This window comes from Streptomyces sp. PU-14G (genome assembly GCF_041028275.1).
In the GTDB taxonomy this organism is placed as follows: domain Bacteria; phylum Actinomycetota; class Actinomycetes; order Streptomycetales; family Streptomycetaceae; genus Streptomyces.
Map to the genome: position 1 here is coordinate 1 of NZ_JASKYT010000071.1, position 25160 is coordinate 25160.

Genomic DNA, 25160 nt, shown 5'->3' on the forward strand with positions numbered 1-25160 from the left:
AGGGAAGGGCTGGGCAGGGTCGGGGGCAGGTCGGGGCGGCAGACCCTGGCCCTGATCGGCAAGAGCACGCTGGCCGCCAGTGCCTCCTGGTACGTGGCGCACGACCTGCTGGTGGCGCAGAGCCCGGCCTTCGCCCCGTTCTCCGCCGTACTGATCATGCAGGTGACCGTCTATCAGTCACTGTTGCAGGCGCTGCGCTTCATGGCGGCCGTCTGCGCCGGAGTCGTCGTGCAGGCGGCGCTGGGTTTCCTGGCCGGTCCCGATCTGCTCACGTTCGTGCTCGTGGCGCTGATCGCGATGGCCATCGGCCGTTGGCGGCGCCTGGGTTCTCAGGGCACGCAGGTCGCGACGGCGGCGTTCTTCGCCTTCTCCACCTATTCGGCTTCTGCCGGCAACCAGCAGCGCGCCGAGCAGCTCGGCCAGATCGTCCTCCTGGTCGCGGTCGGCTGCACGATCGGCGTCGTGGTCAATCTCCTGCTGTGGCCGCCGATGCGCTACCGCAGCGCCGAGGTCGGCATCCACACCCTCGCGGGCGACCTGTCCGCTCTCCTGGCGGACATACATCCCGCCCTGCGCGAGCACGACTTCGACGAGGACGAGGCCCAGCGGTGGCGCCGGCGCGCCGTCGAGGCCATCTCACTGGTCAGCCAGACCCGGGCGGCTCTGCACGTCACGGTCGAGAGCCGCTACTACAACCCGCGCAGGTTCCTGCCGCACAACCGCCGGCACAAGGCCTTCGACGGCTATCGCGCGGTCATCGACGCGCTCGAACGCGTCGCCTATCAGGTCGCCTCTCTCACCCGCACGCTCGACCAGTGGCCCCGGAACGAAACAGGCGAAGACCGTGACGGCTTCTTGGCCGACTACGCCGACCTGCTGGAGGCGCTGGCCGACATCACCCACCGGTTCAGCGTGATCGAGGAGGAGCACCTGACCGACCAGGCCGAGGAACTGTGCGAGGCCGCCAAGAGGGCCCAGGACCAGCGCGCCAGGCTCGTCGAACGTGCCGAGGACACCTCGCTGCCCCTGGGAGACCCCTCCCGGCCCTACGGCATCCTCCTCGCCGAGGCCACCCGGCTGACCGAAGAGGCCCAGCGCTCCTGCGACAGTCTCCAGCACGCCACCGTCGCCTCCCCCACGGTGAGCGGCGCCGACCGCTGAGGGCGGCCCAGCGCGCCGGCGGGGAGGCGAGCGTGCGCCCGTCGCTCGCGTGCGCGTGTCGACAGGGCTCACGGAGGGAATCTCGGCGCGGAGCGCCCTGTGTCTGGTCGGGAACGTCGAAGGCATGTGTACGGTTTGCCCCGCTAAGCGCGTTTCATCGCCCTTGTGGAGTGGCGGCCGGTTCGGAGGTTGTGTCGACGATGTTGCTGACGGTCAAAGAGCAGGAACGCCTCCTGATCCACACCGCTGCCGAGGTGGCACGGCAGCGCCGGGCCCGTGGGCTGCGGCTCAACCTGCCGGAGGCCACAGCGGTGATCTCGCAGTTCCTCCTGGAGGGCGCACGGGACGGCCGGATGAAGGCCGACCTGCAAAGCGCCGCTCGCGGGGTGCTGAGCCGGGACGACGTCATGGAGGGCGTTGCGGAGATGCTGCACCAGGTGCACGTGGAGGCGACCTTTCCCGACGGCACCAAGCTCCTGACGGTCCCGGAGCCGATCCAGTGAGCCCCGACTCCCGCAAGCGTCCGGGATCCGGCGAACAGGTCCCGCTCGGCTCGGGAAAGGGCGCCCCGGTCGGCGCCACCCAGCCGGGAGCCAACACCTCCGCCTCCCCCGGGGTTCCGGGAGAGATCCGCTACGGAGACGGCCCGGTGGTGCTGAACTCCGGCCGGGAGGTGACCACGGTGCGCGTGGTGAACACCGGCGACCGGCCGGTCACCGTGGGCTCCCACTACCACTTCGCCGAGGCCAACCCGGCGCTGGAGTTCGACCGCGAAGCGGCCTGGGGCAAGCACCAGAACATCCTGGCGGGAGGGATGACGCGCTTCGACCCCGGCACGGTCACCGAGGTCGCGCTCGTCCCGTTCGCCGGGCGGCGGATCGCGGCAGGCTTCCGAGGCGAGTGCGAGGGGAACCTGGATGACTGAGATCGCGCGCGAGGAGTACGTCGCCTCGCTCGGGCCCACCACGGGCGACCGGCTGCGGCTCGCGGACACCGACCTGTTCATCGAGATCGAGGAGGACAGGTGCGTCGGCGGCGACGAAGTCGTCTTCGGCGGCGGCAAGTCCGGCCGCGAGTCGCAGGGCCAGTCCCACACGCCGCGCTCCCAGGGGACGCCGGACCTCGTCATCGTCGGCGTGGTGGTGCTCGACCACCGGGGCGTCGTCAAGGCCGACGTCGGCATCCGGGACGGCCGCTTCGTCGCCGTCGGCAAGTCGGGCAACCCCGACACCATGGACGGCGTGCATCCGGATCTGGTCATCGGCCCCTCGACGGAGCTGATGAACGGCGTGGGCCTGATCATGACGGCCGGGGCCATCGACACCCATGTCCACTTCGTCTCGCCCGCGATGTGCCCCGTCGCCCTGGAGGCAGGGGTGACCACCCTGGTCGGGGGCGGCAGCGGGCCGACGGACGGCTCGAAGGCCACGCTCGCCACGCCGGGCTCCTGGTGGCTTGAGCGCATGTTCGAGGCCTTCGACCCGTGGCCGGTCAACGTGGCCTTCCTCGGCCGCGGCACCACCGTGAGTGAGGAGGCGCTGTGGGAACAGCTGCGGGCGGGCGCGGCAGGCCTCAAGGTGCACGAGGACTGGGGCGCCACCCCGGCCGTGGTCGACGCGGCCCTGACGGTGGCCGACGCCTCCGGCGTCCAGGTCGCCGTCCACAGCGACACCCTCAACGAGGCGGGGTTCGTCGACGATCTGCTGCGCACCGTGGCAGGCCGCACCTTCCACAGCTTCCACACCGAAGGCGCCGGCGGGGGCCACGCCCCGGACATCATCCGGATCGCCGGGGAGCGCAACGTGCTGCCTTCCTCGACGACCCCGACCCGGCCCTACACCGTCAACACCGCCGACGAGCAGCTCGACATGGTGCTCGTCGCGCACCACCTCAACCCGCAGATCCCCGCGGAGCTCGGTTTCGCCGAGTCCCGGGTGCGCGCGTCGACGATCGCCGCCGAGGACATCCTGCAGGACATCGGAGCCATCTCCACGATGTCCTCGGACGCCCAGGCCATGGGCCGGCTGGGGGAGACGGTGCTGCGCACCTGGCAGACGGCCCACGCGATGAAGAACCTGCGCGGCCCGCTGCCCGGGGACGGCCGGGCCGACAACGAGCGGGTCAAGCGGTACGTCGCGAAGTACACCATCTGTCCTGCCGTCACCCATGGTCTCGGCCACGAGGTCGGCTCGATCGAGCCGGGCAAGCTGGCCGACTTCGTGCTGTGGGAACCGCCGCTGTTCGGGGTCAAGCCGACGTCGGTGTTCAAAGGCGGAATGGCCGCCGTGGCGCTGCTGGGCGACCCGAACGCCTCGGTCCCCACCCCGCAGCCCGTCCTGCCGCGCCCGGGCTACAACTCCCACACGAGGGCGGCCCAGGCCACCAGCGTCGCCTTCGTCTCACCCGCCGCCGTCGAGGACGGTCTGGCGGACCGGCTCGCGGTGCACAGGCCACTCGTCGCGGTCGAGGACGTCAGGGGACGCACCAAGGCGGACCTGCCCCGCAACGACGCGCTGCCGCGGATCGAGGTGGACCCCGACACCTTCTCCGTCCACATCGACGGCGAACTCGTCGACCACGAGCCGCTCACCGAACTGCCCATGGCCCAGCGCTACTTCCTCTACTGAGCGGCCGGGAACGATGTCTGCCCAAGCCGCCCTCCTGCTGTTCGCCGACGGCCGGCTCCCCGCCGGCGGTTACGCCCACTCCGGCGGTCTCGAGGAGTCCGTCAGGGCGGGGCGGGTCGGCGACGCCGAGAGCCTGGAGTCCTTCCTGGAAGGGCGGGCCCGCACCGTCGGCCTGGTCTCGGCCGCCTTCGCGGCCAGGTCCTGCCAGGCGGCGCGCGGCCTTGATCCGCTGCCCGAGCTGGAGGTTCTGGACGCCGAACTGGATGCCAGAACGCCCTCTCCCGCACAGCGGGAGACCTCTCGGCAGCTCGGCCGTCAGCTGCACCGCCTGCTGACGGGCATGGCACAGGGCAAGCCACAGTACCCCCTGCTGGAACGCCTTCCGAGCGCCCCGCATCAGCCGCTCGTTCTCGGGACGGCCTGCGCCGCGTTCGGCCTGCGGCCACTCGACGCGGCCCTCGTGGCCCTGCACGAGTCGGTGACCGGGCCCGCTGTCGCCGCCGTCCGCCTGATGAGCATCGACCCGTTCCGCACCCACGCCGCACTCGCCCGTATCGCCCCCTCGCTGGACCGGCTCGCGCGGCACGCCGTCCAGCACTGCGGCGGAGAACCGCGCGACATGCCGGCCGCCGCCGCCCCGCTGCTGGACATCGCCGCGGAAGCACACGCCACCCGCAGCGAACGGTTGTTCGCCTCGTGAGTACCGCCACGGCGGTCGGGGTCCGGATGCGCGCCTGCGCCCGCGTCGCGACCGAGTCGGCCACCGGGCCCGGCGGCCGGCCGCGCACGCGGGTCAGCGGGCTGCGCTCCCAGGCGCCGCTCATGCTGTTCGCGACCAGGGCCAAGGAGCCCGAACCCGCTGCCGCCCACCGCGGCGTCCCCGCGCGGGTGAGCGTGGCGGCCGGCGCCGCGGGGCCCATCGGCGGAGACGAGCTGCGACTGGAGGTGGAGGTCGGGGCCGGCAGCGTTCTCGTACTCGGCGAGGTCTCCCCCTCGCTGCTGCTCCCCGGCAGGGAAGGCAGCCCGTCCACGATGCGGGTGCGTATCCGCGTCGCCCGGGGCGGAACGCTGGTCTGGCTTCCCGAACCGCTGATCGCCGCCCGCGGCTGCGACCACGTCAACGAGGTGCGGGTGGACCTGGCCGACGGCGCCGCGCTGCTGATGCGGGAGGAAGTGGTGCTGGGCCGGCACGGCGAGACGGGCGGACGGGTGCGGCTGAGCACCCGGGTGAGGCGGTCCGGCCGTGCCCTCTTCTGCCAGGACCTCGAACTGGGCGCCGGGTCCGGCGGCACGCCCGTGGTCGCGGGCGGCCACCGGGCCGTCGGCTCCCTCCTCGTCGCCGACCCGCGGTGGTGCGGGGAGGACGCGCGGCAGCGCCCAGCGACGCAGCGGCTGTCCGGCGATGCCGTGGTGACCCCTCTCCCCCGGGGCGCGGCCCTGGTCAGTGCGCTCACCCAGGACAACGCGTCCCTTCGCGACAGGCTCCGCTCGGGGCTGGCGGCGATCGGCGCGCCCTGGGACCCCCGCCCGGTACCCCCTCGCAGGTAAGGAAACAGCCATGGCAGTCCCCGTTGGAGAACACATGCCGCGCAGAGCACTGCGCCTCGGAGTAGCCGGTCCTGTGGGTACCGGGAAGAGTTCCCTCATCGCGACCGTGTGCCGGAACATGGCGGCGGAGCTGGAGATCGGCGTCGTGACGAACGACATCTACACGGACGAGGACGCCCGCTTCCTGCGCGCCAGCGGGGTCCTGTCCGCGGAGCGGATCCGTGCGGTGGAGACGGGCGCGTGCCCGCACACGGCCATCCGGGACGACATCACGGCGAACCTCATCGCGGTCGAGGACATGGAGCGCGACGTCGGGCCGCTCGACCTCGTGCTGGTGGAGAGCGGAGGTGACAACCTCACCGCGACGTTCTCCCCCGGCCTCGTCGACGCCCAGGTGTTCGTCCTCGACGTGGCCGGGGGCGGGGACGTGGTGCGCAAAGGGGGGCCCGGTATCGCCCGGGCCGACCTGCTGGTCGTCAACAAGGTCGACCTGGCTCCGTACGTGGACGTCGACGTGGACCGCATGGTCGCCGAAGGGGCTGCCGCCAGACACAGCGCTCCCGTCCTCGCCCTGTCCCGGCACCGGCCGGAGACGGTCGACGAGCTCTGCGCCTGGATCCGGCGCCTGATCGGTGACCACGCGGCGGGCCGCCACACGCCCACCGACCCAGGAGCGCCGGCCCATCACCACCATGCGCACGTCAGGGCCACGTGAGGGGACCGCGTCAGCACGGGACCACGGCCCGCGGGGCGGACCGGCGCCCTCCGCCCGCGGGCACGGCCGCCGGTGTGAGGGCGTCCGGGTATGTCAGCTCTCAGCCGTCCAGCGCAGCAGTTCGTCGGCCGGCAGGGTGTTGATGACCCGCTCCGCCGGCACTCCGCACTCGGCCGCGCGCAGGCAGCCGCCCGCCTGCCAGTCGAGCTGACCGGGCGCGTGCGCGTCGGTGTCGATGGCGAACCACGCTCCCGCGTCGAGGGCCTGCCGCAGCAGGCGGCGCGGCGGATCGCTGCGCTCGGGCCGGGAGTTGACCTCCACAGCGGTCCGTGACTCCGCGCACGCAGTGAAGACCTCCTCCGCGTCGAACTCCGACGCGGGCCGCCGCCTGCCCGACAGCAGGCGGCCTGTGCAGTGGCCCAGCACGTCCACCAGGGGGTTGCGGACCGCTCTGAGCATCCGCGGCGTCATCCGGTCGGCGGGCATCCGCAGTTTGGAGTGCACCGACGCCACCACCACATCGAGCCTGGCCAGCAACTCCTCTTCCTGGTCGAGCGTTCCGTCCTCGAGGATGTCGCACTCGATACCCGTCAGCAGCCTGAACGGCGCCAGCCGCTCGTTCACCTCGGCGACCACGTCCAGTTGCGCGCGCAGCCGCTCCGCCGACAGGCCACCCGCGATCGTCAGCCGGGGCGAATGGTCGGTGAGGACCGCCCACTCGTGGCCGAGCGCCTTGGCCGCCGCCGCCATCTCCTCCGGCGAGCTGCCGCCGTCGGACCAGTCGGAGTGCAGATGGCAGTCGCCGCGCAGCGCCGCCCGCAGGGCGCGTGCCGCCTTGGGCCAAGGCGCCTCCTCGGCCGCCTCGGCCTCCAGCTTCGCCAGGTATCCCGGCACGTCGCCGCCCAGTGCCTCCCGTACGACCTGTGCGGTCTTGGGCCCCACGCCCTTCAGCGACTCCAGCGTGCCGTCGGCCGCCCGCTGCTCGGTCTCGCCCGTGCGAAGAGTGGCCAGCACCTGGGCAGCCGTGCGGAAGGCCCGCACCCGGTACGTCGGTGCCTGTGCGCGCTCCAGCAGAAAGGCGATCCGCTCCAGCGCCGCCCGCGGCTCCACTTCTGCCCCTTCCGCAGCGTGGGTGCCAGGCTACGACGGGACCGCCCTGCGCGCCTGCCGAGGCGGACGGCGGGCGCGTGACCGGCTCTTTCGCACCGCCGTGTCGCTCAGTCCCGCGCAGCGGGACGGCGGGTCTCCCGGGGCAGGCCGAGTACCCGTTCGGCGATGATGTTGCGCTGGATCTCGTTCGATCCCGCGTAGAGGGTGTCGGCCCGCGAGAAGAGGAACAACCGCTGCCAGTCGTCGAGGTCGTACGGCTCGTCGGCGAGCATCCCGCCGGCGCCGAGGACGTCCATCGCGAGTTCGCCGAGCTGCCGGTGCCAGGTCGCCCAGAAGATCTTGCCGATCGACGCCTCGGGGCCCGGCGCACCGGCCGCCACCGCGTCGAGCATCCGCAGGGCGTTGAACCGTATGGTCTCCAGACCGATCCAGGCCTGGGCGATCCGGTCGCGGATCAGCGGGTCGTCGGCCGCTTTGTTGCGGCGGGCCAGAGCGATGAGGGCCTCCAGCTCCCGGCGGAATCCGACCTGCTGGCCCAGTGTGGAGACCCCTCGCTCGAAGCCGAGGGTGGCCATGGCCACCTTCCAACCGTCGCCCGGGGCTCCGACGAGGTGCCCCGAGTCGGTGCGCGCACCGTCGAAGAAGACCTCGTTGAACTCGGAGGTGCCGGTCAGCTGGGTGATGGGCCGGATCTCCACTCCCTGCTGGTCGAGCGGCACGAGGAGGTACGACAGGCCGCGGTGGCGCGCCGAGCCGGGTTCGGTGCGGGCGAGGACGAAGCACCAGTGGGACTCGTGGGCGAGCGAGGTCCAGATCTTCTGCCCGGTGACGACCCACTCTCCGCCACCGCTGCCGGGCTCGCCCGAACCGGGGACGGGCCCGCCGTCCCACTCGGCCCGGGTGCGGATGTTGGCCAGGTCGGAGCCGGCGTCCGGCTCGCTGTACCCCTGGCACCACAGCTCGTCGACGGTGACGATCCGGGGAAGGAAGCGCGCGCGCTGCTCGGGGGTGCCGAAGGCGATCAGGGTGGGACCGAGCAGCTGCTCACCGATGTGTCCCACTCGCGCCGGCGCGTCGGCGAGTGCGTACTCCTCGTGGAAGGCGACCTGTTGTTCCAGGGTGGCTCCCCGGCCGCCGTACTCCGTCGGCCACCCCACGCAGGTCCAGCCCGCCGCTGCCATGTGCCGCTCCCAGGCGAGGCGTTCGGCGAAGGCCTCGTGCTCCCGGCCGGGTCCGCCACGGCCGCGCAGACCGGCGAACGCGCCGGTGAGGTTCGCCCGCAACCAGCCGCGTATCTCCGCTCGGAACTCCTCGACGCTGCTCATGGAGGTACGCTAATCTACCAAACACTTGTTAGGGAAGCGGCCGGGCTCGCCCGCTCCACTCGGCCCGCGCGGAAGGGAGCCACGCGAGTGAGGCTGACAGAGGAACAGGAAGCGCTGCGGTCCGCCGTGCGGGCACTGCTCGCGCGGCACGAAGGCGCAGCCGCCTGGCGCCCGCTGACCGAACAGATCGGCGTCGCCGGCCTCCTCGTCCCCGAGGAGTACGGGGGCGCGGGCTGCGGGGCGCGGGAGGCCGCCGTGGTGCTGGAGGAGTTGGGCAGGGCGCTGAGCCCCGCGCCCTACCTCGGCTCAGCGGTGGTGGCGGTGCGCGCGCTGCTCACCTCCGGCGACACCGCCGCGTGCGCCCGGCTGCTGCCCGGCATCGCCGACGGCACCGCGGTGGCCTCACTCGCCTGGGCCGAAGGAGGCTCCTGGGACCCGGTGGCCGTACGCGGCAGGGCCGCGCCGCACGCCGACGGAAGCTGGCGGATCACCGCGGCCAAGGAGCACGTCCTCGACGGCGCCGACGCGGACGTGGTGCTGGTGGCCGCCCGCACGGAAGCAGGCGTCTCCCTCTTCGAGGTGACGGCGCGGGACGCCGGGCTCCGCCGCGAGGCCCTGGTCACCATGGACCAGACCCGCTCGCTGGCACGCCTCGCACTCGACGGGGCGGAAGGCCGGCTCATCGGTGCGGACGGCGACGGCACCCGGGTGCTCGCCCACGTCCTGGACCACGCCTGCACCGCCCTGGCCGCCGAGCAGGTCGGCGCGGCCGAGCACTGTCTCGAGCGCACGGTCGCCTACGCCGGTCAGCGCGTCCAGTTCGGCCGCCCGATCGGCTCCTTCCAGGCCGTCAAGCACCGGTTGGCGGACGCCTACGTGCTGGTCGAGTCGGCCCGCTCGACGGCACTGGGCGCGGCCGTCGCGGCGGCCACGGACTCACCGGACCTCACGCGGTGCGCGGCTGCCGCCAAGTCGGCCTGCTCCGAGGCGTTCGCGGCGGTCGCGGGCGAGATGATCCAGCTGCACGGCGGCATCGGCATCACCTGGGAGGCCGACGCCCACCGCTACTTCAAGCGCGCCCACGGTGCGGCACAGCTCTTCGGCCCGCCGGCCTGGCACCGGGGACGGCTCCTGGCCGACCTCGGCCTGACGGCGGTCCCGGCAGGTCCGCCCGCGGTGGGAGGCGCCTCCCTGGGATGACACCCCCGCTCCCGCGCTCACTCCTCCGGCCGTACCCGGCTGGCCACGGTGGTGCGCAACGCGCAGCGTGGAGGGACCCGACCCAGGGAGCAACCGATGGCTCAGCCGACAGCGCCAGGACACGCCCCGCGGGGGACTTCCGGCCACAGCGGGCGCAGCCGCGCCTGGGCGGTCGGGGGCACCGTGTTCGCCGGGGTCGTGCTCGTCGTGAACGGACTGCTGGACATCCTCAAGGGCATCACCGCGGTCGCCTCCGACCAGATCTACACCGGTATCGACGACTACGTCTTCCGGTTCAACCTCACCGCGTGGGGCTGGGCCCTGCTGGCGGTGGGCGTGATCGCTCTCGCCGCCGGCCTCGGCCTGCTCGCCGACGCCCTGTGGGCCCGGATCGTGGGCGTCACGATGGCCTCGCTCAGCCTGCTCGCGAACTTCCTGTGGCTCCCCTACCAGCCGCTGTGGGCCGTCGTCTCGATCGGTCTGGGCGCGTGGGTGATCTGGGCGCTGACGGCGAACCGCTCGGTGGGCTCCTCTTCCCTGTGACCCCGCCGGAGACCTTCGGGCACGCCCTCAGGCCGTCCTGCCTCTCCCCCGGTCCGCGGTGGCCTCGGGTGCGGGCACACTCGCCGCCGCGGGGGCGATCAGGTCACGGATGTCCTCGGCCGCCCGCCGCGCCTGGGTGCCCAGCTCGGCGAACCGCGACTCGGGAACACGGTCCTTCGGACCCCAGACGCTGACGACGGCCACGGGCCGCTGCCAGGCGTCGAGCACGGGGGCGGCGACACCGTAGAGCTGTTCTTCGAGCTCGCCGAGGCTGACGCTGTATCCCTGCGTGCGGATTCCCGCGAGCTCGCCGTGCAGGGTCTCCCTGTCGGTGCGGGTGGTCTCGGTGAACTCGGCGAGGGGCCCGGAGAGCATCGCCTCCACCTCCTCGGCCGGCAGCCAGGCCAGCAGTGCCTTGCCCGCCGAGGAGGCGTGGATCGGAACCTGGCGCCCCAGCCAGCGTGCCGTGAGGACGACCGGCGGGGTCACCTCGTCGACGTAGGTCAGTCCGAGGCGCTGGGCGACGGCGAGGTTCGCGGTCTCGCCCGACTGGCGGCACAGCCGCTCCAGTACGGGGTGCGCGCGCCGGATCAGGCCCTCCACGCCCGCGGTGGCCGCCATCGTCGTCACGGCGGAACCGATGGTGTACCGGTTGGTCAGCGGGTCCCGTTCGACCATCGCGTGGTGTTCGAGGGTCGCCAGCAGGCGCCAGGCGGTTGCCCGGTTGAGCCCGCACTCCACCGCCAGTTCCGCCACGGGCCTCCCCTTCGGCGCGCTCGCCGCCACGGCGTTGAGCAGCGCGATGGCGCGCTCCAGCGACTGCACCCGCCCACCCGCCGGGGGGCCGCTCGCCGGGGGTGCCTGTTCCTGTTCGTCGGGGGCGTGTGCCGCCGCCATCCGGTGCCTCCTGCCATCTCTTCTCTCCACCCGGCAGCGTAATGGGCCCGCACCGGGCGGCCGTCCCCGAGCGGGGCGAGTGCCGCCTGGCGCACCGCGCCGCCCGGTAAGACGCCGGGTCCGCTGCCGGCGCCCCGCGCTTGACGCGGCGGCCCCCCTCTCCGTACGTTCATAATGCGAGCAGGCATCGCACGATACGAGCACGCTCGCTCGTGAGGCCATCGCGCTACGCGCACCGCACGCGGAACGCCGCACGTCCACACGCGCAAGGAGGCTGGATGAGCAGCACCACAGGAGAGCCCGACCGCCCCGACAGGGTGGTGACCCCGTACGAGGGCACAGGGCACCGGGACTGGGACGACGAGAGGGAGATCCCCACCCCGCTGCGACTGCACGACACCCCCGTCAGTCCCCGGTGGGTCGACTACAACGGACACATGAGCGAGTCGTGCTACTTGCTCGTCTTCGGGGACAACTCGGACGCCTTCTTCCGCTACATCGGGATCGGCGAGGAGTACCGCGCGGCAGGACGCTCCCTCTACACGGTCGAGTCGCACCTGCACAACAAGCGCGAAGTGACCGAGGGCGCACCGCTCCAGCTCAGCCTGCGGCTCCTCGACTTCGACGCCAAGCGCGTGCACCTCTTCCACGAGATGCGGCACGGCGCCGACGGCACCCTGCTCGCCACAGCCGAGCAGATGCTCGTGCACGTGGACGCCGCCCAGGGGCGCTCCTGTCCTCTGCCCGACGCGCTGAGACAGCGTCTGGGCGCCATCCACCGCGCCCACTCCGCGGCCCCCGTGCCCGAGGTGGTCGGCAGGCCGATGGGCATTCGACGAGACCGGAACACGTGAGGGAGCACAGCACATGCAGTTCGCGCTGACGGACGAACAGCGGATGATCGTCCAGACGGTACGGAAGTTCGTCACCACCGAACTCGACCCGCACGCCGACGAGGTGGAGCAAAAGGACGAGGTACCGCCAAAACTGGCCCGGCGCATCAGGAAGAAGGCGCTCGACGCCGGACTCTACGCGGCGAACATGCCGGCGGAACTGGGCGGCGCCGGCCTCGACGCGGTGAGCATGACACTGGTCGAACGCGAACTGGGGCGCACCGGCTACGCGTTGCAGATGCTCGTCGCGCGCCCCAGCAACATCCTTGAGGCCTGCGAGGGAGAGCAGCGGGAACGGTATCTGCTCCCCACGATCAGGGGCGAGCGGCACGACTGTCTGGCCATGACGGAGCCGGGCGCCGGGTCGGACGTACGGAGCATGAAGACGCGCGCCGAGCGGGACGGCGACAGCTACGTCCTCAACGGCACCAAGCACTTCATCAGCCACGCCGACGCCGCCGACTTCGCCGTCCTGTTCGCCGCCACCGGTACCGAGGAGACGGCGCGTGGAACCAAGAGCCTGATCACCGCCTTCCTCGTGGACCTCGACACGCCGGGCGTCGAGGTGCGGCGCGGCTCGCCGTGCGTCTCGCACCGGGGCTACCACCAGTGCGAACTCTCCTTCACCGATGTCCGCGTCGCCAAGAGCCAGCGGCTCGGAGAGGAGGGCAGGGGCTTCGAGCTGATGGGCGAGTGGCTGGGCGCCAGCCGGCTCTCGGTCGCCGCGACCAGTGTGGGCCGCGCGCGCCGGGTCCTGGAGATGACCACCCAGTGGGCGGCCGAACGGGAGCAGTTCGGCCAGCCGATCGGGCGCTTCCAGGGAGTCGGCTTCCCCCTCGCCGACATGGCGACCGAGCTGGAGGCCGCCGAGCTGCTGACCCTGCGGGCCGCGTGGAAGCAGGACCAGGGGCTGATGACCGACCAGGACGTGGCCATGGCCAAGCTCTACGCCACCGAGGCACTGGCCCGGATCACCGACCGGGCGGTGCAGATCTTCGGCGGCATGGGGCTCATGGAGGAGCTCCCCCTGGAACGGTACTGGCGCGACGCCCGTGTCGAACGCATCTGGGATGGCACCAGCGAGATCCAGCGCCACATCATCTCCCGCTCCATGCTGCGTCCGCTGGGCTCCTGATGACCGGGCGCAGCGACGAGACGCGGACGGCGAGCGGCCGTTCGCAGCGGCTGCGGCGGTTGCTCTCTCCCCGGCACATCGCCGTGGTCGGCGGGGACAGCGCGGCCGAGGCGATACGGCAGTGCCGCGCCATCGGTTTCACGGGGCGGATCTGGCCGGTGCACCCTCGCAGGGAGCACATCGAGGGTCTTCCCTGTCACCGCACCGTGGCCGAACTGCCCGAGGCACCCGACGCGGCACTGGTCGCCGTACCGAACACGGCGACCGCGCCCGTGCTCGCGGAGCTCGCCGCGCGCGGCGCCGGCGGCGCGGTGTGCTACGCGGCGGGCTTCGCCGAGGACGGCGCGGACGGCGCCCGGCTCCAGGAGGAGCTGCGCGAGGCGGCGGCCGGCATGCCGGTCGTCGGACCGAACTGCATCGGCGTGCTCAACTACCTCGACGGCAGCGCGCTGTGGGCCGACCAGCACGGCGGGGCGCGGGTCGCGAGCGGAGTGGCGGTCATCACCCAGAGCGGCAACATCGCCCAGAACCTCACCATGCAGCGCCGTTCGGTGCCGCTCGCCTACGTCGTCACGGCGGGCAACGGCGCGGTGACCGGCGTGCCGGAGCTCGTCGAGGGCATGCTCGACGACCCCCGCGTGAGCGCGATCGGACTGCACTTGGAGGGCATCGACGACGTGGCGGGTTTCTCGCGGGCCGCGCTCAGGGCCCTCGAAGCGGGCGTGCCCGTGGTGGCGCTCAAAACGGGCAGCTCCGAACTGGGCGCACAGGCCAACCTGAGCCACACCAGCTCCCTCGCGGGCTCCGACGTGCTGTGCGACGCGCTGTTCCGCCGGCTCGGCGTCGCGCGCGTCCACGAGGTCGGCACCTTCCTGGAGACCCTGAAACTCCTGCATGTGCACGGGGCGCTCGCCGGGACCCGCGTCACCTCGGCGAGCTGCTCAGGCGGTGAGGCCGCGCTGATCGCCGACGCCGCGCAGCGACACGGCGCACAACTGCCCGAGCTGCCCGCCGGGGTGGCCGCCCGGCTGCGGCAGGTACTCGGAGAGCACGTCCACGTGGCCAATCCGCTCGACTACCACACCTACATCTGGGGGGACGCCGAGGCACAGCGCGCCTGCTTCACCGCACTGCAGGGCTCGGGGTTCGACCTCAACCTGCTGTTGCTCGACCTCCCGCGCGAGGACCGCTGCACACCGAGGCTGTGGACGACCACGATGGACGCCTACACGAGCGCGGCACAGGAGACCGGCGTGCCGGCCTGTGTGGTCAGCTCACTGCCCGAGGGGCTGCCGGAGGACGTCAGCGCCCGGCTGCTGGACCGCGGCGTCGCGCCGATGCACGGCATGGCCGACTGCGTGCGCGCGATCGCGGCGGCCGGAGAGATCGGCCAGGCGCGCCGGCGGCACCACACACAGGGCACCCTGCCGCCTGGCGGGACCGCCCCTCAGGCCCCGGCCTCCTCGGCGGCCTCCCCGGCCGCGGGGCCGTCCGCGCCGCTCGACGAGTACGCCGCCAAGCAGGCGCTGTCCGCGCACGGTGTGCGGGTGCCGCGGGGCCAGGTGACGCGGCAGCGGGCCGACCGGGCTCCGGACGAGGCCGCGGACCTGGCGGCCGGACTCGGCTTCCCGGTGGTCGTCAAAGCGCTCTCGCCCGCCCTCGCGCACAAGAGCGAGGCGGGCGGTGTGCGGGTCGGGCTCGCCGACGGTGAGGCGGTGCGTGCGGCGGTCCGCGCGATGGCCTCCCTCGCCGACCGTTTCCTCGTCGAACAGATGGTGCGGGAACCGGTGGCCGAGCTGATCATCGGCGTCCACCGCGATCCCCAGTTCGGCCACGCCCTCACCGTCGGCGCCGGTGGCGTGCTGGTCGAACTCGTACGGGACACGGCGACGCTGCTGCTGCCCGCCGGCCGTGAGGAGATCGAGGACGCCCTCGCGTCGCTGCGGATCTGGCCCGTGCTGAAGGGCTTCCGAGGAGGCCCGCAGGGCGACCTGGCAGCGGCCGTCGACGCGGTGCACGCCGTGGCGGAGTACGCACGCCGCGCCGGGGTCGCCGAGATCGACGTCAACCCGCTGCTCGTCCTGCCTCCGGGGCACGGCGCGGTGGCCGTGGACGCGCTCGTCAGACATGAGGCCTGAAGAAGGAGGACGAAGCACATGAGCGAAGGAGAGGACGAGCCAGTGGACGAGCACGGAGGCGAGCAGGCGGAACCGGTCACGGCGCGGGAGTGCGACGGCGTCCTGGTGATCACGCTGGACCGGCCGAAGGCCAACGCGATCGATGTGCCCACCAGCCGCAAGCTGTACGCGGCCTTCGACCGGCTGCGGCGGGACGACGGGCTGCGCGCCGCGGTACTCACCGCCCACGGGCGGCGGTTCTTCTCCGCGGGCTGGGACCTCAAGGCGGCGGCAGCCGGCGGAGAGGGCATCGAGGCCGACCACGGGCCCGGCGGCTTCGCCGGCCTGACGGAGTTCTTCCGTCTGGACAAGCCCGTGATCGCGGCGGTCAACGGGCTCGCGCTGGGCGGCGGTTTCGAACTCGTGCTGGCCGCCGACCTGGTCGTCGCCGAGGAGCACGCCGAGTTCGGTCTGCCGGAGGTCGGCGTCGGCATGATCGCCGACTCGGGCGGTGTGCTGCGCCTGCCCAGGCGGTTGCCGCGCGCCGTCGCGAGCGAGATGCTGCTCACCGGGCGGCGGATGGGCGCCACGGAGGCCGCCCGGTGGGGGCTGGTCAACCACGTGTCCGGTGGTCCGGGAACGGCGGTCGATGCCGCGCTCGCCCTCGCCCGGCGGGTCGCACAGGGTGCGCCGCTGGCACTCGCCGCCGTCAAGGAGGTGCTGCGCGAGACGGAGGCCCTCGATGTCGAGTCGGCCTACGCGCACATGCGCGGCGGTGCACTGCCCCGCTATCGCGCCATGCTCGATTCCGAGGACGCCCAGGAGGGCCCGCGCGCCTTCGCGGAGAAGCGCTCGCCTCGGTGGCGGGGCCGGTAGTGGCCCCGAGGCGGTGACGAGGCGAGCGGCCCAGGCGTCACTCAGGGCCGGCTGAGCGGTGGTCAGGGGCGGGGGCGCCCACGCGCAGGCCGTCCATCACCAGGTCCAGCAGGCGCCTCGCGCGGGAGGCCCAGTCGGTGTGCGGGTCGATCTGCCACAGGCCCGCGATGGCGAGGAGGAAGTCCTCGGGGGTGACTCCGGGGCGGATCGTCCCGGCGCGCTCGTTCGCCTCGATGAGCGCGCCGATCGCCCGGGTCAGCGGGCCGTGGCCGAGCCCGGCCAGGGTGCCGCGTGCGCTGGTGGCCTTGCGCAGCGCGTCGGCCAGCCCCGCCTTGGCCATGGCGTACTGCGCGAGCCGGTCCATCCATTCGCGCAGCGCGCGATCCGGTGGCCGGGTCGCCAGCAGTTGGTCCGCCGTGTCGGCCACTTGTTGGACCTCGTAGCGGTAGACCTCCAGGACCAGCGCCTCCCTGCTGGGGAAGTTCCGGTAGAAGGTGCCCTGGCCGACGCACGCCTTCTTCGCGATGACGCTCAGCGGCGCGTCCGCCGCCCGGGTCAGCTCCGTCAGTGCCACTTCGAGGATGCGCTCGCGGTTGCGCTGCGCGTCCGAGCGCAGCGGGGCCTTCGGCTTGCGGTCCCGCACTCGTGCTCCTCCCCGTCGTCTCGCCGTCGTCCGCGTGGATCCGTCGCCTTGCCACGGAACCCCCGTGGGGCGGCCGTCGGCGCGGAGGCCTCTTGCGAAGCGGACAACTGTCCTCTACGTTCGGGACGACCGTACTTGGACAGTTGTCCGTTTCCCGTCCTCTCACCATAGCGGCGCACGGCGGCACAGTGGCCCAGCGCCGCCTGCCGCACCCGCCGCGCACCCCGTACGCGCCCGCTCGACCCGTCCCGCACCGCGCCGCACTTCCGAAAGAAGCCGCCCATGGCTCCTGCCACTGCCAGCGCTATCACCTTGACCGTCAACGGAGAGAAACACACCCTGACCGTCGACCACCGCACCACCCTCCTCGACGCGCTGCGCGAGCGCCTCGAGCTGACCGGCACCAAGAAGGGATGCGACCAGGGCCAGTGCGGCGCCTGCACGGTGCTGGTCGGCGGACGCCGCGTCGTCTCCTGCCTGCAACTCGCGGTCGCGGTGGGGGACGAGGACGTCACCACGATCGAAGGCGTGGCGGACGGCGAGCGCCTGCACCCCGTGCAGCAGGCCTTCCTCGACCTCGACGGGTTCCAGTGCGGCTACTGCACGCCGGGCCAGATCTGTTCCGCGCTCGCCGTACTGGACGAGCACGCGGCAGGCTGGCCGAGCGCCGCGACCGAGGACATACGGCCCGAAGCGGGACCGCCCGCGCTGACCCCGGAGGAGATCCGGGAGCGGATGAGCGGCAACCTGTGCCGCTGCGGCGCCTACGTGTCGATCGTCCAGGCCGTCGCGCAGGCCGCCGGGCAGACGGCCGGCGAGGCAGACGGCCGGACGGGCGGACGGACCGCCGAGGAGACGCCGCAGGAGACGAAGGAGCCCGCCGCGTGAAGGAGTTCACCTACGAGCGGGCACGGGATGTCGGCGGCGCCGTCGCTGCGCTCGACGCCGACCCGCAGGCACGCTACCTGGCCGGCGGCACCAACCTCGTCGACCTGATGAAGGCCGGGGTCGAGCGTCCGGGGCAGCTCGTCGACGTGCGCGCGCTGCCGCTGGACCGTATCGAGTCCACCGACGAGGGCGGGCTGCGCATCGGCGCCACGGTCACCAACAGCGACCTCGCCGTCCACCCGGAGATCCGGCGCCGCTACCCCGCGCTGGCCCAGGCGGTCCTGGAGGGGGCCTCGGGCCAGCTGCGCAACATGGCGACCGTGGGGGGCAACCTTCTGCAGCGCACCCGCTGCGCCTACTTCACCGACACCGCGCTGCCCTGCAACAAACGCACGCCCGGCAGCGGCTGCCCGGCCCGCACCGGCGAGCACCACAACCACGCGATCCTCGGCGCCTCGGACCACTGCGTGGCCATCCATCCCTCCGACATGGGGGTGGCACTGGCCGCGCTCGACGCCGTCGTCTCCTACGAGACGGCCGAGGGTGCCGCCCAGCTGCCGCTCGCCGACTTCTACCTGCCGGTGGGCGAGACCCCGCACGTGGAGACGGCGCTGCCGCCGGGCGCGTTGATCACCTCGGTCACGCTGCCGCCCGCCCCGGTGGCGGCCCGGTCGCGCTACCGCAAGGTCCGCGAGCGGGCCTCGTACGCCTTCGCCATCGGCTCGGCAGCCGCCGCGCTCGACGTGTCGGACGGCGTGGTGCGCGAGGTGCGGCTGGCCTTCGGCGCCGTCGCCTCGCGTCCCTGGCGGGCGCGCGTCGCCGAACGCGTACTGACCGGGCAGCCGCCCTCTGGCGATGCGTTCGCGGAAGCCGTCGACGCCGAACTGGCCGCCGCTGAGGTCCTTCCGCTCAACGCCTACAAGGTGCCCCTGATGCGCAATCTCGTGCTCGCCCTGCTCACCGAACTGGCCGAGGAGGCCGCCCGATGACCACCACGGCGAAACCCCCGGCCGTCGGGGTCGCCCACGCCCGCGTCGAGGGCCGCGACAAGGTCACAGGCGCCGCCCGGTACGCGAGCGAACACCACTTCGAGCAGCTCGCGCACGGCTGGTTCGTGCTCTCCACCGTCGCACGCGGACGCGTCCGCGCCGTCGACGACGAGGCGGTACGTGCCATGCCGGGAGTACTGGCCGTACTCCACCACGGCAACGCGCCGCACGTGGCGACCGACTACGTGTCCTTCCTCGGCCCGCCCGACCCCACCTGCGCGGTCTTCCAGCACGACCGGGTGCCGCACGCGGGGTGGCCCGTGGCGCTCGTGGTGGCCGAGACCCCCGAACAGGCCAGGGAGGCCGCCGAGGCGCTCGTGGTCGAGTACGACGAGGAAGCGCACGACATCGACTTCCGCGCCGACCGGCCCGACGCCTACGTCCCCGAGGACGGGCAGCCCGTGGCGACCAAAGGCGACCTGGAGGCCGAACTGGCCGCCTCCGCCGTGGTGCTCGACGCCACCTACGGCACGCCGGAGCAGCACCACAGCGCCATGGAGCCGCACGCCGCCACGGCCAGGTGGGACGGCGGACGGCTGGAGGTCTTCGACTCCAACCAGGGCAGCATGTGGGTGGCGGACGAGCTCGCCAAGATGTTCTCGCTCGACCCGGCCTCCGTGCGGGTGCGCTCCGAGCACATCGGCGGCGCCTTCGGCTCCAAGGGCATGCGGCCGCACCAGGCCGCCGCGGTGATGGCCGCGACCGCCCTGCACCGCCCGGTACGCGTCGCACTGACCCGGCAGCAGACGTTCGCGGTCACCGGCTACCGCAGCCCGACCGCACAGCGCGTGCGGCTCGGAGCCGACCCGGACGGGCGGCTGCGCGCCTTCGGGCACGAGGTGCTCAACCTCACCTCCACGCTGCGTCCCTTCATCGAGACCAGCGCCGCCCTCGGCCGCGTCCTGTACGACGCCGAGGCGCACCACACGGCGCACCGGATCGTCCACATGGACGTTCCGACGCCGACCTGGATGCGCGCCCCTGGTGAGGCGCCGGGCTCCTTCGCGGTGGAGACCGCGCTGGACGAGCTCGCCGAACGGCTGGACATGGACCCCATCGCGCTGCGGGCCCGCAACGAGCCGGCCGTCGGCCCGCTGTCCGGGCTGCCCTTCAGCAGCCGCGACCTGCTGGGCTGCTTCACGGAGGGAGCCCGCAGGTTCGGCTGGGCCGACCGCGATCCGCGGCCCCGCACGCGCCGCGAGGGCCGCTGGCTGCTCGGCACCGGCACGGCAGCCGCGACGTATCCGTCCGGAGCCGCACCGTCCACCGCTTCGGTGACGGCCGAGGCCGACGGCGGCTTCACCGTGCGGATCTCCGCCGCGGACGTGGGCACCGGCGCCCGGACGGCGCTCACCCTCGTCGCCTCCGAGATCCTCGGTGTCGACCCCGCACGCGTGACCGTACGCATCGGTGACAGCGACTTCGGTCCCGCCTGGGTGGCCGGCGGCTCCATGGGGACCCGCTCCTGGGCCTGGGCGGTCACCTCGGCGGCGGAGGACCTGCGCGACGAGCTGGCGCTGCGGGGCCCGGACATCCCACCGGAGGGTCTCACGGCCCGTGCGGACACCGCCCGGCTGCTGGCGGAACTGGCGAAGAAGGAACGGCACTCCTTCGGCGCCCAGTTCGCCGAGGTGGCCGTCGACGTCCGCACCGGCGAGGTCCGCGTACGCCGCATGCTGGGCATCTTCGCGGCGGGCCGCATCGTCAACCCGCTCACCGCCCGCAGCCAGCTCGTCGGCGGCATGACGTGGGGCATCTCCATGGCCCTGCACGAGGAGGCCGTCCGCGACAGCGCCTCGGGCCGGCACATCGGCGCGGACCTGGCCGGCTACCACGTCGCCGCCAACGCCGACGTCCCCCTGGTCGAGGCGGACTGGATCGACGATCCGATACCCGACGATCCTCTCGGCATCAAGGGCGTCGGCGAGCTGGGCATCGTGGGCGCCGCCGCCGCGATCACCAACGCCGTCTGGCACGCGACGGGCGTACGGCACCGGGACCTCCCACTGCGCCCGGACCGCGTACTGCGGGCTGAGGAGACCGGACAGGGCGCCTGACGGCTCGCCCCGCCGTCAGCCGTTGCGCGGCGCGCGCAGCACGGGGTGCCCTCCGGGCCGTCCGGAGGGCACCCCGGCTGTACCGGGCAGGCGGTGCGGCGGCAGGTGACACCACGTCCGACGCCGAGGAGCGGGCGTTCGGCGGCAGGTGGCGCCGCGCCGCACGCGGAGGGACCCAGCGCTTGGCGGCAGGTGACGCCGCCTCACGCCGAGGAGCCCGGCGGGAGCCACCGGTAGCAGCCGCCGCCCCGCTCGTTCAGCCAGCCGTTGACGCTGCTGAGCCCCCGCTCGTTGAGCTGCCCCTCGTGGATGCCGTACGCGCGTCGGGGTCCGACGGCGCGTACGAAGTCGATCGCCTGGTCGGTGCGCAGCCAGGACGCCTGCAGGGGCACCAGCAGCGTCTCGACCGCCCGGTCTGGCACCTCCAGGGCGTCGCCCGGGTGGTAGAGGCTGTCCTCCACGAGATAGCCCAGGTTCGGACAGTCCGGGAGGTCGCCGTGGACCCGGGCGTGCCGTCCGCCGTGTGCGCGCACCCGGAAGCCGGCCGCGGTGAACTCCTCGCCCGACTCGACGCCGGTGAAGCCGAGGCCGGGCAGCCGCGCCTCCGCGGGGGCGTACACGGGCACGCCAAGACCCTTCAGCCGCAGCCCGTCGACGTGATCGGCGTGCTCGTGGGTCACCAAGACCGCGTCCGCGCCGGCGAGGGCCCGCGGTTCGCTCCAGATACCCGGGTCGATGACCAGCGCCGCACCTCGGGCGCTGGTCAGCCGGACACACGCGTGGGTGTACTTGGTCAGCCGCACGTCCGTGAGCGTACGCCGCGGTGAACGGCGGTGGCCCAGCGGCGCCGTACCGCTGGGTCACCGGTGCCGTGCACGTCCGGCGGACGTGTCAGGCGTACACCCGCTCCACGAACTCGGCGAGCTGATCGTCGCTCAGGTGGTGGGCCAGGTCGGCCTCGCTGATCACGCCGACCAGGCGCTTGTTCTGGTCGATGACCGGCAGGCGCCGGATCTGGTTGCCCTCCATCTCGCTGAGGACTTCGCCCAGGTCCGCTTCCGTGCTGACCCAGCGCGGGGTGCCGTGGCACAGGTCTCCCGCCGTGACCCGCGCGGGGTCGTGTCCCGCCGCGACGCAGTCGACCACGATGTCGCGGTCGGTGAGGATGCCGCACATCCGCTCGTCGGCGTCCTTGGGGTCACTCACAGGCAGGGCTCCCACGTCGAGCTCGCGCATGAGCTGCGCTGCCCGGTCGAGGGTCTCGGTGGCGGGCACCCACTGGGCGCCGGGGTGCATGATGTCGGCTGCGGTGGTCATGGCGTCCCTCCTGTCGACGCGGTTCAGCCGTTCGCTCCGACCCCCCTCGTCCATCGTCCCCGCCTTCCCCGGAATGCGCCATTCGGGTGCTTCGCGCCACGGGCACAAAACGCGTTGCCCGGCCCCTGCGGGCCTCCTAGGCTCCCCGGCGTGCGCTGTCCACCCGCCTCGGTGACCGAGGAGACGCTCCGCCGGACGATCGCCGCGTCCTGGTCCTTGCCGGTGCGCCACCTGGGCCATCTGCCCTGGGGATTCGGCGCCCACCACTGGCGCGCGGCCCTGGACGGCGGCCGGGATCTGTTCGTCACGCTCGACGCCCTGGCGCCCCGGCACACCCGCGCTTCGCTGGAAGCCGCCTACGCCGGCGCGGCCTCGCTGGCGGCGGCAGGTCTGGCAGCGGTGTGCGCGCCGCTGCCCTCGCGCTCGGGGCGCTACACCGTGGAGCTGGCGGGCGGCGCGCTGAGCGTCACCCCGTGGCTGGCGGGGCGGTCGCCGACGGAGGCGGAGGCACAGGCGGGCGCGCATGTGGAGCGGGTGATCACGGCGGTGCAGGACCTGCACCGCGCCGCGCCTCCCCCGGGGCTGCCCGAGTGGGCGCCGCGTGTCTCTCCCGACTTCGCCCGGGAACTACGGGCCCGCACCGCCGACCCCTGGCACACCGGGCCGCAGGCCGAAGAGGCACGCGCGGCGATCGCCGCGCGGCTCGGCCGGATCGCGGACTGGACCGAGCGCTACCACCGGCTGGCAGCCTCCGCCCGCGCTCAGAGCGGCACCTGGGTGCCGACCCACGGCGAGCCGCACCATGCCAACCAGGTCGTGACGGACCAGGGGCTGCGGCTCGTCGACTGGGAGTCGCTGGCCCTGGCTCCGCCTGAGCGCGACTTCGCCGACCTGCTCGCCGCCGGCGCGGGAGACCGGTTGGGGGCACGTCCCGCGATGGCCGACCTGTTCGCGCTCGACTGGTGCCTGTCCGAAATCGCCGAGTACGCACGCTGGTTCGCCGCTCCGCACACCGGCACCGAGGACGACCTGGTGGCGTTGGAGGGGCTGCACGAGGAACTGGCGGGCCCGCCTCAGCTGTCCCGGTAGGTCTCCAGCAGCCGCAGCCACACCTCGCTGAGAGTCGGGTAGGAGGGCACCGCGTGCCAGAGCCTGCTCAGCGGGACCTCGCCGACGACGGCGATCGTCGCGGAGTGCAGCAGCTCCGCGAGTCCGGGGCCCACGAACGTGGCGCCGACGACGACTTCGCGCTCGACGTCGACGACGAGACGTGCCCGCCCTGCGTAGTCGTCGCGGGTCAGGCCCGCGGCCGCGACATGGGCCATGTCGTAGTCGACCGCCCGGACGCGCCGCCCGGCACGCTCGGCCTCGGCGGCCGTGAGACCGACAGCGGTGACCTCGGGGTCGGTGAACACCACCTGCGGGACGGCGTGGTGGTCGGCGGTGGCGCTGTGCGCGCCCCACGCATCAGTCGTCACCGCGCCCTGCGCGCGGGCGGCGATGGCCGCGCCCGCGATGCGCGCCTGGTACTTGCTCTGGTGCGTGAGCAGGGCCCTGTGGTTGACGTCCCCGACGGCGTACAGCCACCCGCCCTCCACGTCGGTGACGCACAGCGTGTCGTCCACCGTCAGCCAGGAGCCCGGCTCCAGTCCCACGGTCTCCAGGCCCAGGTCCTCGGTGCGCGGTGCACGGCCGGTCGCGAACAGCACCTCGTCCGCCTCCACCTCCTGCCCGTCGTCCGTGCGGACGGTCACCGGACCGTCGGGGCGCGCGCGTGCGACCTCGGTGACGGAAACCCCCACGCGCACGTCCGCGCCCGCCGCGCGGAGGGCGTCGGCGACGCGTTCCCCGGCGAAGGGTTCCATGCGCGGCAACAACCCGCTGCCCCGGGCGACGAGTGTCACCCGGGAGCCGAGGCCTGCCCACGCGGTGGCCATCTCCACGCCGACGACTCCGCCGCCCACCACCACGAGGCTCTCGGGCACCCGGGCGGCGCTGGTCGCCTCTCGGCTGGTCCAGGGCCTGGCGTCCGCGACGCCCGGCAGGTCGGGGACCACGGCGCGGCTGCCGGTCACCACCACGACGGCCTGCTGGGCCGAGAGCCGGCGCACCGTCCCGTCTTCCTGTGTCACCGTCACCTGGCGGGGTCCGGACAACCGGCCGTGGCCGCGCACAAGGTCGATCCCCGCGCTCGCCAACCATGCCGCCTGGCCGTCGTCCTGCCAGTGGGACGCCTGCGCGTCGCGGTGGCCGAAGACGTCTTCGATGTCCAACGGGACGGCCCCGCCGCGCAGGCCGGGCGTGTGACGGGCGTCGGCCCGTGCGGTGACCGGCCGCAGCAGCGCCTTGCTGGGCATGCAGGCCCAGTAGGAGCACTCGCCCCCTGCCAGTTCGCTCTCCACCACGGCCGCGCTGAGTCCCGCCGCCCGGGCCCTGTCGGCGACGTTCTCGCCGCCAGGGCCGGCGCCGAGCACCAGCACGTCGTAGGAGGAGCCGCTTTCGTCGTCGGCGCCGCTCGCAGCCATTCCGCTCTCCTGCACGCTCGTCGGATGTCGCCGCCGCCTCTTGGGTGCGCGTCGCGCCCCGGCGATGACACCGGCCCATCGACCGCCGGTGCACAGCTGGTGGGCCAGCCGTCCTACAGTGCCATGCCAGACCGGTCACCGCCCGTCATCGTACGGAGCGATCCGCCGGAGGCCTTTCGGACGGCGCCCGTCCGCAGGGCCCGTCAGTTCTCGGAGCCGGCGACGCCGTCCGCCGCGAGCCGCTTCTTCTGGAACCGGACGAGCGCCTTCTTGGTGGCGGGCCCGTGGGTGCCGCCCTCGGCGAGGCTGCCCGGGTACCACCGTGGTCCTCCCGGTTCGCGGGCGCGGCCTCGCGTCCGGGTCCCACCACCGCCACACCGTCTTCCCGCCGGTCAGGGGCGCTTTGCCGGCTGACCAAGTCTTTCCCTCCGACCTCTTGACGGTGTCGCTTGGTGAAAACTACGTTCTGGCTACCGGAAACGCACTTCCATTTTGTGGAAACCTCCCAACGTTCCCCGCCTCCCCGCCACCCCT

Annotated in this window: 24 protein-coding genes; 17 read left to right on the forward strand and 7 right to left on the reverse strand. The window is 73.1% G+C overall.

The window, feature by feature from the left end:
• The 7 genes from AB8Z75_RS11495 to ureG all read left to right on the forward strand — a co-directional run.
• The coding region (locus AB8Z75_RS11495) for an aromatic acid exporter family protein (protein WP_369201376.1) at positions 1-1161 on the forward strand (1161 nt) is incomplete at its 5' end.
• A 200-nt stretch (positions 1162-1361) separates the two neighbouring features.
• Positions 1362-1664, forward strand: coding sequence for an urease subunit gamma (locus tag AB8Z75_RS11500; RefSeq protein WP_369201399.1), 303 nt, complete (start codon positions 1362-1364; stop codon positions 1662-1664).
• Positions 1661-2086 (forward strand): urease subunit beta, encoded by a 426-nt coding sequence (locus tag AB8Z75_RS11505; RefSeq protein WP_369201377.1) that lies wholly within the window; start codon positions 1661-1663, stop codon positions 2084-2086. The genes AB8Z75_RS11500 and AB8Z75_RS11505 overlap by 4 nt, the downstream gene beginning before the upstream one ends.
• Complete coding sequence (locus AB8Z75_RS11510; protein ID WP_369201378.1) at positions 2079-3788, forward strand: urease subunit alpha; 1710 nt, start codon at positions 2079-2081, stop codon at positions 3786-3788. The genes AB8Z75_RS11505 and AB8Z75_RS11510 overlap by 8 nt, the downstream gene beginning before the upstream one ends.
• 13 nt (positions 3789-3801) lie before the next feature.
• Complete coding sequence (locus tag AB8Z75_RS11515; protein WP_369201379.1) at positions 3802-4488, forward strand: urease accessory protein UreF; 687 nt, start codon at positions 3802-3804, stop codon at positions 4486-4488.
• Positions 4485-5336 (forward strand): urease accessory protein UreD, encoded by an 852-nt coding sequence (locus AB8Z75_RS11520; protein ID WP_369201380.1) that lies wholly within the window; start codon positions 4485-4487, stop codon positions 5334-5336. The genes AB8Z75_RS11515 and AB8Z75_RS11520 overlap by 4 nt, the downstream gene beginning before the upstream one ends.
• Positions 5337-5346: 10 nt before the next feature.
• A complete protein-coding gene (gene ureG / locus AB8Z75_RS11525) occupies positions 5347-6051 on the forward strand; it encodes an urease accessory protein UreG (protein WP_369201381.1) in 705 nt (234 codons plus the stop codon).
• Positions 6052-6144: 93 nt separating this feature from the next.
• On the opposite strand, the gene AB8Z75_RS11530 is transcribed toward ureG, so the two are convergent.
• The gene (locus AB8Z75_RS11530) at positions 6145-7161 is read right to left on the reverse strand and encodes a PHP domain-containing protein (RefSeq protein ID WP_369201382.1); all 1017 of its coding nucleotides are present in this window, start codon (positions 7159-7161) and stop codon (positions 6145-6147) included.
• 107 nt (positions 7162-7268) lie between these two features.
• Entirely contained in the window at positions 7269-8486 is a 1218-nt protein-coding gene (locus tag AB8Z75_RS11535; RefSeq protein ID WP_369201383.1) for an acyl-CoA dehydrogenase family protein, read from the reverse strand.
• A gap of 87 nt (positions 8487-8573) precedes the next feature.
• On the opposite strand from AB8Z75_RS11535, the gene AB8Z75_RS11540 reads away from it, so the two are divergent.
• Together AB8Z75_RS11540 and AB8Z75_RS11545 are read left to right on the forward strand one after the other, a co-directional pair.
• Positions 8574-9686 carry an acyl-CoA dehydrogenase family protein gene (locus AB8Z75_RS11540; RefSeq protein ID WP_369201384.1) on the forward strand — a complete coding sequence of 371 codons (1113 nt, stop codon included), beginning with the start codon at positions 8574-8576 and terminating at the stop codon, positions 9684-9686.
• Between the two features lie 96 nt (positions 9687-9782).
• Entirely contained in the window at positions 9783-10229 is a 447-nt protein-coding gene (locus AB8Z75_RS11545; protein ID WP_369201385.1) for a hypothetical protein, read from the forward strand.
• A 27-nt stretch (positions 10230-10256) separates the two neighbouring features.
• On the opposite strand, the gene AB8Z75_RS11550 is transcribed toward AB8Z75_RS11545, so the two are convergent.
• Positions 10257-11126 carry an IclR family transcriptional regulator gene (locus AB8Z75_RS11550; protein WP_369201386.1) on the reverse strand — a complete coding sequence of 290 codons (870 nt, stop codon included), beginning with the start codon at positions 11124-11126 and terminating at the stop codon, positions 10257-10259.
• A gap of 278 nt (positions 11127-11404) precedes the next feature.
• Here AB8Z75_RS11550 and AB8Z75_RS11555 point away from each other — a divergent pair, with 278 nt between their 5' ends.
• From AB8Z75_RS11555 to AB8Z75_RS11570, 4 genes are read left to right on the forward strand one after another with little or no spacing between them, the layout of a single operon-like run.
• Positions 11405-11980: a thioesterase family protein gene (locus tag AB8Z75_RS11555; RefSeq protein WP_369201387.1), complete on the forward strand. Its 576-nt coding sequence runs from the start codon at positions 11405-11407 to the stop codon at positions 11978-11980.
• Positions 11981-11993: 13 nt separating this feature from the next.
• Complete coding sequence (locus tag AB8Z75_RS11560) at positions 11994-13154, forward strand: acyl-CoA dehydrogenase family protein (protein WP_369201388.1); 1161 nt, start codon at positions 11994-11996, stop codon at positions 13152-13154.
• Complete coding sequence (locus AB8Z75_RS11565) at positions 13154-15292, forward strand: acetate--CoA ligase family protein (RefSeq protein WP_369201389.1); 2139 nt, start codon at positions 13154-13156, stop codon at positions 15290-15292. Before AB8Z75_RS11560 ends, AB8Z75_RS11565 begins: the two co-directional genes overlap by 1 nt.
• Positions 15293-15310: 18 nt before the next feature.
• Positions 15311-16147: an enoyl-CoA hydratase-related protein gene (locus AB8Z75_RS11570; RefSeq protein WP_369201390.1), complete on the forward strand. Its 837-nt coding sequence runs from the start codon at positions 15311-15313 to the stop codon at positions 16145-16147.
• A gap of 37 nt (positions 16148-16184) precedes the next feature.
• Here the strand turns inward: AB8Z75_RS11570 and AB8Z75_RS11575 are convergent, their stop codons facing one another.
• Positions 16185-16790 (reverse strand): TetR/AcrR family transcriptional regulator, encoded by a 606-nt coding sequence (locus AB8Z75_RS11575; protein ID WP_369201391.1) that lies wholly within the window; start codon positions 16788-16790, stop codon positions 16185-16187.
• A gap of 282 nt (positions 16791-17072) precedes the next feature.
• Between AB8Z75_RS11575 and AB8Z75_RS11580 the strand changes: the two genes are divergently transcribed.
• Genes AB8Z75_RS11580 through AB8Z75_RS11590 form a run of 3 tightly spaced genes read left to right on the forward strand, consistent with a single transcriptional unit; the run spans position 17073 to position 20784 of the window.
• Positions 17073-17678 (forward strand): (2Fe-2S)-binding protein, encoded by a 606-nt coding sequence (locus AB8Z75_RS11580; protein ID WP_369201392.1) that lies wholly within the window; start codon positions 17073-17075, stop codon positions 17676-17678.
• Positions 17675-18667 (forward strand): xanthine dehydrogenase family protein subunit M, encoded by a 993-nt coding sequence (locus tag AB8Z75_RS11585; protein ID WP_369201393.1) that lies wholly within the window; start codon positions 17675-17677, stop codon positions 18665-18667. Before AB8Z75_RS11580 ends, AB8Z75_RS11585 begins: the two co-directional genes overlap by 4 nt.
• On the forward strand, positions 18664-20784 hold the full coding sequence (locus AB8Z75_RS11590) for a xanthine dehydrogenase family protein molybdopterin-binding subunit (RefSeq protein ID WP_369201394.1): 2121 nt from the start codon (positions 18664-18666) through the stop codon (positions 20782-20784). The genes AB8Z75_RS11585 and AB8Z75_RS11590 overlap by 4 nt, the downstream gene beginning before the upstream one ends.
• Before the next feature lie 203 nt (positions 20785-20987).
• Here the strand turns inward: AB8Z75_RS11590 and AB8Z75_RS11595 are convergent, their stop codons facing one another.
• Both AB8Z75_RS11595 and AB8Z75_RS11600 read right to left on the reverse strand, forming a co-directional pair.
• Entirely contained in the window at positions 20988-21587 is a 600-nt protein-coding gene (locus AB8Z75_RS11595) for an MBL fold metallo-hydrolase (protein WP_369201395.1), read from the reverse strand.
• Positions 21588-21675: 88 nt separating this feature from the next.
• Positions 21676-22101: a CBS domain-containing protein gene (locus AB8Z75_RS11600; protein WP_369201396.1), complete on the reverse strand. Its 426-nt coding sequence runs from the start codon at positions 22099-22101 to the stop codon at positions 21676-21678.
• Between the two features lie 150 nt (positions 22102-22251).
• On the opposite strand from AB8Z75_RS11600, the gene AB8Z75_RS11605 reads away from it, so the two are divergent.
• The gene (locus tag AB8Z75_RS11605) at positions 22252-23190 is read left to right on the forward strand and encodes a phosphotransferase (protein ID WP_369201397.1); all 939 of its coding nucleotides are present in this window, start codon (positions 22252-22254) and stop codon (positions 23188-23190) included.
• Here AB8Z75_RS11605 and AB8Z75_RS11610 read toward each other — a convergent pair.
• The gene (locus AB8Z75_RS11610; protein WP_369201398.1) at positions 23175-24626 is read right to left on the reverse strand and encodes an NAD(P)/FAD-dependent oxidoreductase; all 1452 of its coding nucleotides are present in this window, start codon (positions 24624-24626) and stop codon (positions 23175-23177) included. The genes AB8Z75_RS11605 and AB8Z75_RS11610 overlap by 16 nt on opposite strands.
• Positions 24627-25160 lie beyond the last annotated feature (534 nt).

Coding starts and splice junctions, on each gene's coding strand:
- AB8Z75_RS11600 (WP_369201396.1), bottom strand. CDS start 22,101: ATGACCACCGCAGCCGACATCATGCACCCCGGCGCCCAGTGGGTGCCC.
- AB8Z75_RS11565 (WP_369201389.1), top strand. CDS start 13,154: ATGACCGGGCGCAGCGACGAGACGCGGACGGCGAGCGGCCGTTCGCAG.
- AB8Z75_RS11610 (WP_369201398.1), bottom strand. CDS start 24,626: ATGGCTGCGAGCGGCGCCGACGACGAAAGCGGCTCCTCCTACGACGTG.
- AB8Z75_RS11545 (WP_369201385.1), top strand. CDS start 9,783: ATGGCTCAGCCGACAGCGCCAGGACACGCCCCGCGGGGGACTTCCGGC.
- AB8Z75_RS11515 (WP_369201379.1), top strand. CDS start 3,802: ATGTCTGCCCAAGCCGCCCTCCTGCTGTTCGCCGACGGCCGGCTCCCC.
- AB8Z75_RS11580 (WP_369201392.1), top strand. CDS start 17,073: ATGGCTCCTGCCACTGCCAGCGCTATCACCTTGACCGTCAACGGAGAG.
- AB8Z75_RS11500 (WP_369201399.1), top strand. CDS start 1,362: ATGTTGCTGACGGTCAAAGAGCAGGAACGCCTCCTGATCCACACCGCT.
- AB8Z75_RS11560 (WP_369201388.1), top strand. CDS start 11,994: ATGCAGTTCGCGCTGACGGACGAACAGCGGATGATCGTCCAGACGGTA.
- AB8Z75_RS11590 (WP_369201394.1), top strand. CDS start 18,664: ATGACCACCACGGCGAAACCCCCGGCCGTCGGGGTCGCCCACGCCCGC.
- AB8Z75_RS11555 (WP_369201387.1), top strand. CDS start 11,405: ATGAGCAGCACCACAGGAGAGCCCGACCGCCCCGACAGGGTGGTGACC.
- AB8Z75_RS11570 (WP_369201390.1), top strand. CDS start 15,311: ATGAGCGAAGGAGAGGACGAGCCAGTGGACGAGCACGGAGGCGAGCAG.
- AB8Z75_RS11510 (WP_369201378.1), top strand. CDS start 2,079: ATGACTGAGATCGCGCGCGAGGAGTACGTCGCCTCGCTCGGGCCCACC.
- AB8Z75_RS11550 (WP_369201386.1), bottom strand. CDS start 11,126: ATGGCGGCGGCACACGCCCCCGACGAACAGGAACAGGCACCCCCGGCG.
- ureG (WP_369201381.1), top strand. CDS start 5,347: ATGGCAGTCCCCGTTGGAGAACACATGCCGCGCAGAGCACTGCGCCTC.
- AB8Z75_RS11535 (WP_369201383.1), bottom strand. CDS start 8,486: ATGAGCAGCGTCGAGGAGTTCCGAGCGGAGATACGCGGCTGGTTGCGG.